9 protein-coding genes and 2 pseudogenes are annotated in these 13,452 nt (G+C 28.2%); 10 read left to right on the top strand and 1 reads right to left on the bottom strand.

Annotation, left to right across the window (positions count from 1 at the left end; all coding sequences use genetic code 11):
• Positions 1-12: 12 nt before the first annotated feature.
• The 10 genes and pseudogenes from QLS71_RS06820 (at position 13) to QLS71_RS06775 (ending at position 12,095) form a co-directional block, all read left to right on the top strand.
• Positions 13-1,182, top strand: a complete 1,170-nt coding sequence (locus QLS71_RS06820) for a hypothetical protein (protein ID WP_308991781.1) — start codon at positions 13-15, stop codon at positions 1,180-1,182.
• A gap of 478 nt (positions 1,183-1,660) precedes the next feature.
• The gene (locus tag QLS71_RS06815; protein WP_348636610.1) at positions 1,661-2,317 is read left to right on the top strand and encodes a hypothetical protein; all 657 of its coding nucleotides are present in this window, start codon (positions 1,661-1,663) and stop codon (positions 2,315-2,317) included.
• On the top strand, positions 2,296-3,396 hold the full coding sequence (locus QLS71_RS06810; RefSeq protein ID WP_308991783.1) for a glycosyltransferase family 4 protein: 1,101 nt from the start codon (positions 2,296-2,298) through the stop codon (positions 3,394-3,396). Before QLS71_RS06815 ends, QLS71_RS06810 begins: the two co-directional genes overlap by 22 nt.
• Positions 3,397-3,421: 25 nt before the next feature.
• Positions 3,422-4,720, top strand: coding sequence for an O-antigen ligase family protein (locus QLS71_RS06805; protein WP_308991784.1), 1,299 nt, complete (start codon positions 3,422-3,424; stop codon positions 4,718-4,720).
• Positions 4,710-5,792 carry a DUF1972 domain-containing protein gene (locus QLS71_RS06800; protein ID WP_308991785.1) on the top strand — a complete coding sequence of 361 codons (1,083 nt, stop codon included), beginning with the start codon at positions 4,710-4,712 and terminating at the stop codon, positions 5,790-5,792. Before QLS71_RS06805 ends, QLS71_RS06800 begins: the two co-directional genes overlap by 11 nt.
• Positions 5,793-7,045: 1,253 nt before the next feature.
• A complete protein-coding gene (locus QLS71_RS06795) occupies positions 7,046-8,209 on the top strand; it encodes an MraY family glycosyltransferase (protein ID WP_348636627.1) in 1,164 nt (387 codons plus the stop codon).
• A gap of 102 nt (positions 8,210-8,311) precedes the next feature.
• Positions 8,312-8,740: pseudogene (gene tnpA / locus QLS71_RS06790) on the top strand (IS200/IS605 family transposase).
• Positions 8,741-8,986: 246 nt separating this feature from the next.
• Positions 8,987-10,198: pseudogene (locus QLS71_RS06785) on the top strand (UDP-glucose/GDP-mannose dehydrogenase family protein).
• Positions 10,195-11,181 (top strand): SDR family oxidoreductase, encoded by a 987-nt coding sequence (locus QLS71_RS06780; RefSeq protein ID WP_308991787.1) that lies wholly within the window; start codon positions 10,195-10,197, stop codon positions 11,179-11,181. The pseudogene QLS71_RS06785 and the gene QLS71_RS06780 overlap by 4 nt, the downstream one beginning before the upstream one ends.
• 134 nt (positions 11,182-11,315) lie before the next feature.
• On the top strand, positions 11,316-12,095 hold the full coding sequence (locus tag QLS71_RS06775; protein ID WP_308991788.1) for a glycosyltransferase family 2 protein: 780 nt from the start codon (positions 11,316-11,318) through the stop codon (positions 12,093-12,095).
• On the opposite strand, the gene QLS71_RS06770 is transcribed toward QLS71_RS06775, so the two are convergent.
• The gene (locus tag QLS71_RS06770) at positions 12,079-13,440 is read right to left on the bottom strand and encodes a phenylacetate--CoA ligase family protein (RefSeq protein ID WP_308991789.1); all 1,362 of its coding nucleotides are present in this window, start codon (positions 13,438-13,440) and stop codon (positions 12,079-12,081) included. The two genes, QLS71_RS06775 and QLS71_RS06770, sit on opposite strands and share 17 nt — an antisense overlap.
• Positions 13,441-13,452 lie beyond the last annotated feature (12 nt).

The raw sequence follows: 13,452 nt of genomic DNA, 5'->3' as shown, positions 1-13,452 counted from the left end.
ACATCAGCTTTTATGCAAGTGTTAAATTTGGTTTTGACATTTATTGCAATTAAGTTTTTGAGTTTATCAGAATTAGGGCGTTATAATATTGCTAAATCGATATCTGGGACGTTTCAATTCGCAAATTTAGGGTTTCGAAATGCTCTTGACAGAAGATTACCTGAGTCCAAGAATGAAGATTTAAATTTATTAAGATTGAGCATTTGCGCATACATTAATACAGTTGTTTCGGTATTTATTTTAGCTTTTTTTTTGATAAGATACGGCTTAGACTGGTTTTATTTACTTTATGCTATAGGAGGTGTTTTTTTGGCATCGTTTACTCTTTTAAGAGTCTATTTAAGGGGGACTAATCAAATAAGCAGCTTCATCAGCGCATCCTTTTATGGTGGTGTATTGCCTATATTATTACCTATTATTGGATTGTATTTTTTTGGTTTAGCAGGGCTCGGAATGGCTTTTTTTATCGCAACATCAATAATTTTTACTTACTATTTTCAAAAAATAAAACTGCGAACCATAAAAGAAACTTTAAATTTTAAAGGCTATGCATTTTTGTTCTTTAAAACTGGAATTATTATATATCTCACTAATTTTTTTGAGTTTATAGCAAATAATTTTGATCGATTTATAATTGAATCCTATTCTGGGCTGGAGACAGTAGGCGAATATGGGATTATAATTTTGGTTTATTCGCTTAGTTTGGTCATTCCTGGAGGTATATTGGAAATGCTGTTTCCAGATTATATTAGAGATAAAAAAAATAAAGTTCAACTTATTAAACACGCAAAAAGACATTTATTGGTTAATATTTCCTTTATCGGATTGTTTATCTTAATATCATATTTTTTATTACCATATATAATTCCATTCCTATTTGAAAAATACACATATCTAGTTTTCCCTATGCAGATTATATTATTTGCGCTAATTCCTTACGCAATAATTGGACCTATTTATAGTGTTTTATTTGCTTTTGACAGACATAAACAAATGTTTTATGCGAATTTGATATCAACAGTTTTTTACTTTGCTTTTTTATTTTTGGTATTATCAAATGATTTTTCAATTTTAAATTTAGTTTATATAAAAATTGGATATACGTTTTTATATTTGATATTAATGTTTGGTTGTTTATTCCACAGTATATTTACCAATAAAATATCATTTGAATTTGAATAAGGCTATTAAGATTAGATATTACGGATTATTTATTTCAAGCTTTCTGTTTTTAATGATGCTTTTCCCAATTTCGTTATTGGAAGTTTTTAATGAAATTAAAATTTTACAAATAGGCATTTTTGCCTTCAGAATACTTCTTCTTTCTTTTGTTTTTGTATTATTCATCTATGGATATAAAAGTATTTTAATACCTAGAATCGCTTTTTATTTTTTTTTTATTTTAATTGCAACTACTATAATTACAGGGATTAATAAATTTACTTTAGACGTATTTATACTCCTATTTTTAGCCATTATTTACGCTCATTTAAGCGAGGAAACGCAAACTTACCTAAGTCTTTCAATGTGTAAATATTTTATTTATTTTCCAATAATAATGGCCATATTAGTGTTCTTAGGGATTGTGAATAATAATTTTTATGATGACGGAACCATTTTATATAAAATAGGGTTGAACAACCCTAATTATTTTTCATTCATGCTTTTATTTGGTTTTTTTATTGCCTACCTAAACAAGTATAAAACCTATATGTTTTTTTCTTTTATTATAATATGTGTTTCATATTATTTTACTCGAACAAGTTCAGTTCTTTTAATATCCAGTGCTTTATTAATTAGCACTATTTTGATGTCAAAACGAACTTTCTTCAATAAATTATTAATATCTTTTGGGCTTGGTTTGGCTTTATTTATTTTGGTGATTTTTGTTTTTTATCCGAGTATGCTTTTGCCGGAGAATTGGAAGCAAATGCAAACTTGGGAGTTTAGAAGTAATTTGTTTTCTCGTATTCATAATAATGCATTTAAAATATTAGAGATAAAAAAAGAAGGCTTTTGGTTTGGAGGTTTAAATAGCGCGGAAGATAATTTGTTTGTAAATTATTGGGCAGCTTTTGGTGTTTTTGGAGTGTTATATTTTGTTTTTTTATCGTTTAAAATGGCATTTAAAAATTATAAAATTTCAATCAGAGTAACTTTATTTATGATTTCTATTATCTTGTTAGGTCAATTAGAACAAATACTATATTCTACTTCCTTTATTTCAATATTATATTTTTATTACCTTATTACTGGAAATGATAAGGTTTATTTGGTTAAAATTATTAAAGTAAGATGGCAAAAAAAAAGAGAATAGTTTGTGTACACTTACTTAATGATTTTAGTGGCTCTCCGAATATGTTAAAAACAATGATTAAGGTGTTTTTAGAAGCAGGTCATGAAGTTGACTTAATGGTTAACAAAGAAACGAAAGGGTTTTTATCTAATCTCAATGTTAATTACAATTATGTTTCTTATAACTTTCATAAAAACAAGGGTTTGACATTGTTTTATTTAATTTGGTTTCAGTTACAAATTTTTTTAAAAGCATTATTGTACTATAAAAAAGATTGCATTTTTATAATCAATACAATTTATCCTTGCTCAGCTGCAATAGCCGCAAGAATAACAGGAAACAAAGTTGTTTATTATATACATGAATCACGAAGAAGTGCTAATTTCCTTAAAATAGTATTTTTTAAATTTTCTGAAATTTTCAGCCACTATAATATTTTTGTTTCAGACTTTATAAAAAGTGAAGACTCTAGTAAAGTACCTAAAAAAACAATATATAATTCATTAGATAAACAGTTTACTAACTTTATAATACAAGAAAAACAGATAGGAGTTAAGTTAAACACATTTAACGTTTCATTTGTGGGTTCGTTAAAATCTTTTAAGGGAGTTTATAATTTTACAGAATTAGCAAAAAAATTGCAGTACTTTCCTAAAATTCAATTCTTTATGATGTTAAATGGAGCAAAAGAAGATATTGATGCTTTTATTTTAGAACATGATAACTTAGATAACCTTCATTTTATAAGTAATCAAAAATATAACGTCCATGATATTTATCGAAATTCTGATGTGTTACTTAATTTGTCCATACCAAAATATTGGGTTGAGACATTTGGATTAACTATTTTAGAAGGTTTTGAATATGGTTTACCAGCCATTGTTCCAAACATTGGCGGGCCTACTGAAATAGTGGATAATAACCTAAATGGATTTTGTTTGGATACATTAGATATTGATATGATTAGCACGAAAATATTATATTTATATAACAACCCCGATATACATCAAAAATTCAAAATTGAGGCAAAAAACAAATCTAAAAAGTTTAGTTATACAAATTACAAAAAAGCTTGTTTAGAATTGATAGAAAATATTTAATTTTTTTATAGTAGTTTAATAATTAATGAAAGGAATAATTTTAAGTACAATCATAAAAAACAAAGAAAAGATATATGTGTATGGTCTTTCATTGTTTTTGTTTTTATTACCATTTAAAATTAGGTATAATAATATTGGCTTAATTCTATTAATTGTTGGATGGATCTTTAATTTTGACAGAAATGAGTTCTTGGAAAATTTTAAGGTTAAAAACTTTAAAATAGCATATATTTTAATACTTATTTTTTACTTCTATTTTGTTTTAAGAGGATTTAATTTTACAAACCAAGAAAGCATTTTTATGGCAGAAGCAGTAAAGGAATATGGCAGAAGGACTGCTTTAATTTTATTCCCGTTGCTTTTTAATTATAAACTTATTAATCAATATTATAAATTATTGGTTAAGATATTTATTAACGGTGTTTTTTTAGCTATATTAATTTGTGTTTCAAATGCTTTTTATATAAATGCCATAGAAGGGATTGGAGTTGGCAGGGGCCTAAACCATTTTAATGATTGGTATTTCTCAAATCATCTTTTAGTAAAACCTATTGAGTTTCATCCTACATTATTTGCTTTAGTTTGCTCAATAGTTTTTCATTTAGGTATATTACAATTTTTAAATATTAATAATGTAAGAGTTTTCAAAAGTAACGTCAAGGCTATAATCATAAGTTTATTGGTATTTGTATTTATGCTCGCCTTATCTTCAAGAAATGTTATTTTTTTTACTTTAGTAAGCTCTAGTTTTATAGTTTTAAGATATGTTATTAAGCAAAAGAAATTTAAGATACTATTTGCTTTTTTTATTTTAATTAGTTCAATGATTATTCTTGAGTTAAGTATAAATTATGTAAATAGAAAACGTTTTTTTGACGCCATAAATTTAAATACAGAGGCGTATAATTTAAGTTATGGAGGCACTTCTTTTAGATATGCTTGTGGTAAAGCATTGTATAATGAGATTGCTAAAGAGCATTGGTTGTTTGGAATAGGTTCAGGAAGAAATATTGATGTTTTTAATAACGCTTATTTAAAGTATAATTTAACCATAGCTGCTGAAAGTAATTATAACGCACACAACCAATATTTAGAAACGTTAATTTATAATGGTATTCTTGGATTATTATTGCTATTGGCACTTTTTATATTTGTTTTTTGGGTTTGCTATAAACAAAAGTTCTATTTTGGAGCTATTATAGTTTATTTGCTTGCAACAGTATCAATAACAGAATCTATTTTAGAAAATCAAAAGGGATTATGGTTATTTATTACACTTATATTTGTGTTTAGTATTAAAAGTGAAAATAGTTTTGAAAAATAAAAAAGTTGCGGTTATAGGAACCGTTGGTCTACCTGCAAAATACGGTGGTTTTGAGACCTTAGTAGAACACTTAGTCAAGAACCTAAACAAGAATTTTGATTTTACAGTTTACTGTAGTTCTATAAGCTATAAAAATAAACCAAGAACATACAATAAAGTAAGACTCGTATATTTACCATTAAGTGCAAATGGCAAGTCGAGTATTCCATATGATATATTGTCAATCATTCACTCACTTTTTTATGCGGATGTTATATTGGTTTTAGGGGTAAGTGGTGCCTTTATATTACCATTTATTAAAATATTTACAGGGAAAAAGATAATTACAAATATTGATGGACTGGAATGGAAAAGGGACAAATGGGGAAATTTGGCAAAAAAATACTTAAAATTACAAGAAAAGATTGCTGTAAATTTTAGCCATAATGTAGTGGTTGACAATAAAGGTATTCAAAAACACGTTGAGAAAGTTTATAATAAAAAAAGTAGTTTAATTGCTTATGGTGGTGACCATGTATTTAAAAAGCAGTTACAGAATCATACTATTAAAATGTTTAATATTCCGAAGGAATATGCTTTTAAAGTTTGTAGAATAGAGCCAGAAAATAACATTCATGTTGTTTTAAAAGCTTTCGCACAAACTAATTTCAATCTTATTATTGTCGGCAATTGGAATAACAATGAATATGGAAAGACTTTAAAAATGAAATATAAAAATTATAATAATGTTTTTTTATTAGATCCAATATATGATCAAATAAAACTTAACGAATTAAGGAGCAATTGTTATTTATATATTCATGGACACAGTGCAGGTGGCACTAATCCTTCATTAGTAGAAGCTATGAGTCTAGAACTACCTATACTAGCTTTTGATGTTTCTTACAACAGGTATACTACACAACAAGAAGCACTTTATTTTAAAAATGAAATTGAATTAGTAAACAACTTGAATTTAATCCAAAGAGACAATACGATTTTAAAAATTAATTCAGCAAAGATGAAAGCTATTTCATTGAAATACTATACATGGAAATTAATAAGCGAGAGATACAAGACTTTGTTGGATTAAAAAGCACATTCAAACCAAATATAACTATTGCAATAAGTTCTATTTCAGTGATATTATTATTTATTGGTGAATTGTTGGCTAAGTTAAAAGATGCAGAATTATATTCTGCTCCATTCAGTTTTTCAAGAATTATTAAAGCAGCTTTATTTGTTTATTTTGTAATTTTTCTTTTAAATAAAAAAAAGATTAGCCTTTCAATTTGCGTACTTTTAATAAGTTTTTTAATTTCTCAATTTATTCAAAACAAATTAATATCTTTTGAACAATTACATATATTAGAACAAGGCAATTTATCTTTTTTTTTAAGATATATGTATTTGCCTATTTTTGTTCTTTATATAACAACATTTTCAGATATTGTTAAATTTAAGTTGTTAAAAACACTTTTTTTTATTTTCAAGCTGCTTCTATATTTTAACATTATTTTGATGTTGTTGGGCTTTATTTTTGAGATTAATCTATTCAAATCGTATACATTTTCAAATCGTTTTGGTTATTGTGGCATATTCCTCCATCCTGGAGATTTAAGTTATTTGTACATGCCTCTAATTGCTTTAATACTTTATAAATATCACGAATATAGAAAACTTATAGATTTGCTCGAACTTTTCTTTCTAGTTTTGTCATCTCTTTTAATAGGGACAAAAATTATATTAGTGTATAATGTTGTACTTCTTGGAGTATATATTATAGTATTTACTAATCAAAAAATATATAAATTTTTAGTTTTAACCTTCCTGTTATTTCTTATTGTTTTTTATAAAACAATCACCATTTTTTTTGCAAATATTTTTCCTTTTTGGCAAAATATTTTGAAAGAAGGTGGTTTTATAACTCTATTAAGTTCTAGGAGAAATGAATTGTTTTTTAAGGGTATTGAAAATATAAGAAATAATTGGTCTCCAATAAATTATTTCTTTGGAGGATCAGACTTAATGACTTTTAATGCACATTCAGAATTTTTAGATTTATATTTATTTCTAGGTATCCCTGGATTAGTATTTTTTATATTCTTTATTTTTCGTGAGTTTTTCGTGCCAATGAAAAAGGACAAACTTCTAATAATGTTTTTAATCGTGTTTTTAATTATTATAACATTATCTGGAAATTTTTTATTTACAATTTTGCCTTCTATTTTTTTTGCTATATGTATTAAATATCAAAAGATGGCTAAATATTAGAATTTCGTTTCGTGTTTTTAAATCTATTATGTACTTTATAAGGTTATAAATTCATTACTTTTGTCGTACAAAATGTTGAAGGAAGTGTCATACTATTACCCAATACTTTTTTTTGTAGGAGCTTATGTTCTAACTTATTTAACGATCCCCAAGATTATTAAAATAGTTGAGTATAAAAATCTTATGGACAATCCAAATAACAGGAGCTCGCATGTACATAAGACCCCTACTTTGGGAGGTGCCTCTTTTTTTTATGCTTTAATATTTGCCCTTTTTTTTCTTAAAGGATGGTGTAATCATCATGAAGCCATTTATTTTATACCAGGGTTAACCATTTTATTTATTGTTGGGCTTAAAGATGACTTATTGGTATTATCGCCATACACAAAACTTATTGCTCAATTTATATCAGTATTATTTATATTAAGTAATGAAAGTTTTACAATACATTCGTTGAATGGTTTTTTTGGTATTTATGAGATACCAATTTATTTGTATTATATAGTTGGAGCATTTATTATGGTTACAATTATTAATGCTTACAATTTAATAGACGGGATTGATGGTTTAGCCGCCATTGTTGGTATTGTAATTTTAATTATTTATGCCACAATATTTTATATGACCAAAGAGTATTTTTATGTTTTGATAAGTTTAACTTTAAATGGGTGCTTAATTGCCTTTCTTAAATATAATTTATCATCGAACGAATCAGAAGAAAAAATATTTATGGGAGATACAGGGTCTCTCATTGCGGGATATATTATTAGTATATTGACTATTAAGTTTTTATCATTGTCTGCTGAAAAGTATGACAGTCTACCTTTTTTGATGGAGAACATTCCTTTAATTGCAATTAGTATATTAATAGTTCCTTTGTTTGATACCGCAAGGGTATTTACAATTCGGTTAGCAAATAAGAGGAGCCCTTTTTCTGCTGACAGAAACCATACACACCATATTTTAGTTGATTATTTTAAAATCTCGCATCAAAAGGCAAGTTTTATTATAGGAGGATTTAATTTAGTTTTTGTTTATCTTTTTATAATATTAGGAAGCGAATCTTATAATTTTTGGTTGGCAACTATTTTAGTAGCCACAGTAATAATATTAGGATATTTTTTTTTTATATTTGATTATAGCTTCAGAAATATTAAGAGAAAAATTCGATACCGAAAAAAGGTAGAAAAAGCAAGAGAAAAAGGAAAAAAAATATTAAAAAAAAAAAAATATTAAAAAAAGACTAGTAAGTATACTTAGAAAGAATTCGTATTTAATCAGTAGAATTCCCCGAGGCTCTGCGTTGGGTGTAGCGTAAAGATATGTATTTTTGGTATTATGAGCGAGCATATTCATAAGAGCCATAATAAAAGTCTTTTACTATATCATTTTGTTTGCCCCATAAAATACAGGAGAACAGTTTTGAATGATGAAGTTTCCTTAACGATGCGAACAGTTTGTTTGGAGATTGAAAAGCGATACGATATACATTTTTTGGAAATAGGTTTGGATGATAATCATGTTCATTTTTTGATACAAAGTGCTCCGATGATTTCAGCAAAGAAAACAATCAATTCAGTTAAAAGCATCACGGCAAAGGAAATTTTGCGTTTGGACCCAGAAATAAAAAGAGTATAGTGGGGAGGTAAATTATGGTCGAGTGGTTATTATGTGACTACAGTAGGACAATATGCCAATGAAGAAGTAATAAAGAATTATCTTCAGAATCAGGGAAAGCGTAATTATGAAAAATTGCATGAGAACTAATTACGGTTGTTTTGATACCTCGTACGCTCTGCGTCTAGGTAGTTCATTCAAATTTTTAACCTAAAAAACATTTGCGGCATAGGGGCAGGCTACGTAGCTCTTAGGTTGACTAAGCATGGTGGTAATGGAACAAAAATGTCAACATGCAAAAGTGCCATTGTTAATAGATTTTAACATTATAACCGAAACACGGTGTTAAATATTTTTAAACGCAAAAAAAACAGATTAATAATCTTAAAAAACGGAATGAAAGTATCAGTAATAGGAACAGGTTATGTAGGTTTGGTAATGGGCACATGTTTAGCGGAGACAGGAAATGACGTATTGTGCATCGACATCGACAAGAAAAAGGTTGATAAAATGCAAAAAGGCGAAGTGCAATTTATGAACCTAATTTAGATGTTATTTCACAGAAATATAAAGGCAAATAGATTAAGTTTTTCCACGTCGTTAGAAGAAGGCATAGAACATGGAGATATAAAAAGTTACAAAGTTATTGTTGATAAAAGTACGGTTCCTGTCGGAACAGCGGAAAGAGTTACTGAAGCCATTGCAAGTCATACAAATATTGAGTTCGACGTAGTGTCAAACCCAGAATTTTTAAGAGAAGGATTTGCTGTAGATGATTTTTTAAAACCCGAGCGCATTGTTATTGGGTCAAGTTCTGATAGGGCGATTGAGTTGATGGAAAAACTGTATAAACCGTTTGTTAGATCTGGAAATCCAGTTATAATTATGGATGAAAAGTCTGCAGAACTTACTAAATACGCGGCGAATTCATTTTTGGCAACAAAAATTACGTTTATGAATGAAATTGCCAATTTTTGTGAAATAGTTGGTGCAGATGTTGATAAAGTTAGAGCGGGTATGGGTACAGATTCTAGAATTGGTAAACGATTTTTATTTCCGGGGATTGGCTACGGTGGCTCTTGCTTTCCAAAAAAAGATGTAAAAGCATTATACAAATCAAGCAAAGGCTCAGGTTATGATTTTGATATTTTAAATGCGGTAATAAAAGTAAACGATATTCAAAAGAAAATATTAATTCCAAGAATTGAAATCTATTTTAATAATAATTTAAATGGTAAAACTTTTGCGATTTGGGGATTAAAACCTGAAACAGATGATATTAGAGAAGCACCAGCCTTATACATAATAGAAGCTTTATTAAGTAAAGGCGAAAACGTACAGGTTTTTGATCCAGAAGCAATGCCAAACACAAAAAGAAAATTTGGAGATAAAATCAAATATGCATTAAACAAAATTGAGGCAACAATAAATGCTGATGCTTTAATAATTTGTAAATAATGGAGCCTATTTAGAACTCCAGATTTTGAAAAATTAAAATCTAATTTAAAACAACCAGTGATTTTTGACGGAAGAAACCTATATGATTTAGAAGAGATAAAAAAAGGGTTTTATTATAGTTCAATAGGAAGAGAAACACAAACGATATGAAGCATATTTTAATAACAGGAGCAGCAGGGTTTTTAGGGTCTCATTTATGTGATCGCTTTTTAAAGGAAGGTTATCATGTAATTGGAATGGATAACTTTATTACTGGAGATAAAAAAAACATAGCTCATTTAATAAATAGCACACAGTTTCAATTTATTGAACACGATATTACAGAATTCATTAAAATTGATGAATGTCTCGATTACATATTACATTTTGCCTCACCAGCTAGCCCCATAGACTACTTAAAAATCCCAATTCAAACTTTAAAAGTAGGTTCTTTAGGCACGCATAATTTATTAGGACTAGCTAAAGCAAAAAAAGCGAGAATGCTTATAGCGTCAACTTCAGAAGTGTATGGAGACCCATTAGTTCATCCACAAACTGAAGATTATTATGGCAATGTAAATACCATTGGCCCAAGAGGTGTCTATGATGAAGCAAAGCGCTTTCAAGAGTCTATAACTATGGCATATCATAGATTTCATGGAATAGAAACGCGAATAGTTAGAATATTTAATACATATGGCCCAAGAATGAGACTTAATGATGGACGTGTTATTCCAGCATTTATGGGGCAAGCATTACGTGGGGAAGATCTTACTATTTTTGGAGATGGATCTCAAACACGATCGTTTTGTTATGTAGATGATCAAGTTGAAGGTATTTATCGTTTGTTGTTAAGTGATTATACTTATCCTGTTAATATTGGAAATCCTCATGAAATAAGCATTAAAGATTTTGCTGAAGAAATTATTAAGTTAACGGGAACAACTCAGAAAGTTATTTATAAAGATTTGCCAGTTAATGACCCTATGCAAAGACAGCCGGATATAACTTTGGCTAAAAAATTACTAAATTGGGAACCAAAAGTAGGTAGAGCTGAAGGAATGAAAATTACCTTTAATTATTTTAAGAGTTTAACTCAAGACGAACTTTATAAAAGTGAACATAAAGATTTTACAGGCTATATAAACAAATAGCTCGGGTAACATATATATGCGGAAGATATTCATTGCTATTAAATTTTAATCTTTTTTTTATAAATCATTTTATGAAGTCCGACCCCATTCTCAATACCTTTAAAGGCGAAGACAAAGCATACTAACAAATCACCTTGAGACCTTTAGTTTCTATCATAACACCCATGTTTAATTCTGAAGCTTTTATTTCAGACACTATAGACAGTGTTATTAATCAAACCTATAAAAATTGGGAATTGCTTTTGATTGATGATTGTTCAACAGATAGTACAATTCAAATTGTAAATCCATTTCTTTCTAAACATCAGAACATAAAACTACTTAAAAATAACAAAAATTTAGGTGCAGCAATTTCTAGAAATAAAGGCATTGAAGCAGCTAATGGTAAGTATATAGCCTTTTTAGATGCAGATGATTTATGGAAACCGAAGAAGCTCGAAATACAAATTGAGTTCATGGAAACCCATAATTGTGATATCTGTTTTAGTAACTATGAACAAATTGACGAAACAGGAAAGGCACTCAATAAATTAGTAAAAGCATTACCAGAACTCACTTATAAAAAATATTTAAAAAGTAATTACATAGGAAACTTAACAGGAGTCTATAATGTTGATGTATTAGGCAAAATAAAAGCTCCTAATCTGCGAAAACGACAAGACTGGGCATTATGGTTGTTGGCAATAAAAAAGTCCAAAAAACCAGCTATAGGCATTTCACAGTCGTTGGCATATTATAGAATAAGAAAAAATTCGATGTCTTCAAACAAGATCCATCTTTTAAAACATAATTATTTAGTATATAGAAAAGGGTTGGGGTTTTCAATCTTAAAATCTGCTTATTATATGCTAATTTTTTTAAATGAGCATTTCTTTGTGAAATCGAAACAACTTGTTTCTACAAATACGATTTAAATTGTTTTAATTTTCCTCTCTTGGAACGTTCTAAAGCTGTTTTTCTTTCAAAAATAACGGTTAGATTAGATTCTAAATATTTAGAAATTGCTTCTTTAATAATTATTAGTTTTTCTTCTGAAAGCTCATAACTACTTATGTAACTTATTTTAAAAGTATCTATTTTTAGTTGTTCAATAATAAACTCTTTTACATTACCATCGTCTTCAATCACTGTTTTTGTAACATAGTAAAAGGTTAAACCTGCCGCTTTTTTTCCGCTTGGTAAACAAATAATATCGTTCGTTCTGCCAACTAAAGTGTCAAGAATTGGTTTTGCAGGAGTGCTTTTTTTTGAAAGTTTACCAATATCGCCCAAATCGTATCTAATAAACGGATGTGCTTTGTTGTAAAGTGAGGTAATGACTATCCTGCCTTCTTCACCATAAGGTAAAATTTGATTGTTTTCGTCTAGAATTTCAAAATACAAGTCTTCAGTATTTACAATCCACTCATTTTCGGTGTTTTGAAATGCAATTAAACCTAATTCTGCAGCGCCATATTCATTAATAATTGGAATACCAAATTGTGTTTCTAAAAGAGTTTTATCTTCTTTAAAAAGCATTTCAGAGGTGACTATACATGCTTTTAATGTGGGACAAGTGGTTTTTAAAACGAGATTTTTCTGCTTCAAATATTTAGAAAATTGAACAATGGAGCTTGTATAGCCATTGATATAGTCAAACTTAGTCGTTTTAAATTTGATGAGGTTCTTTTCAAATTGAACATCGCTTAAATCAAACACCGAAAACCGATAGCGTTTACTTAAAAGATCTTTGAAACGTTCTTTGTAATACCCTACTTTATTTAAAGGAATACCATAAAAACGGGCTTGTTTTGAGGTGTTAAAATTTAAATTATACCAGCCATATCGGTCAATAAAACCAGCCCAAGTAAGCGAGTGACAAAACTTATCTTTTGCAAAAATAAATGGATTGCCCGAAGATCCAGAGGTTTTGTTTATATAGACATTTTTTAGTGCGTAACCGTTGGAAAGTCGTTCCCTTATGGGGTGTTGTAAGTGGTGTTTATCCATTACAGGAATGCTCTCCCAATTTTGTGGGTTAACACCTTTTGCAAAACTTTTATAAAAAGAATTATGCTTTAAGTGAAACTCAACAATCTCTTGTTTTTTAAATTCAATAGAAGTGATTAAATCCGTCTCAGTTTTATTCTGAATAGTTTTCAAAAGCGCTTGTGCTTTTCTAATAGGAAAACCATTAATTTTTAATGAAAGATGGAACAAATTCAAACTAAAACATAATTTTTGTAAAGTAAATAAAAAATATTCGTGAATTCGTGTCATTAATTTTATTTT

It is taken from the genome of Mariniflexile litorale, assembly GCF_031128465.2.
Lineage (GTDB): Bacteria > Bacteroidota > Bacteroidia > Flavobacteriales > Flavobacteriaceae > Mariniflexile > Mariniflexile litorale.
The sequence above is the reverse complement of the archived record's forward strand: the minus strand, read 5'-3'. Positions and strand labels throughout refer to the sequence as shown.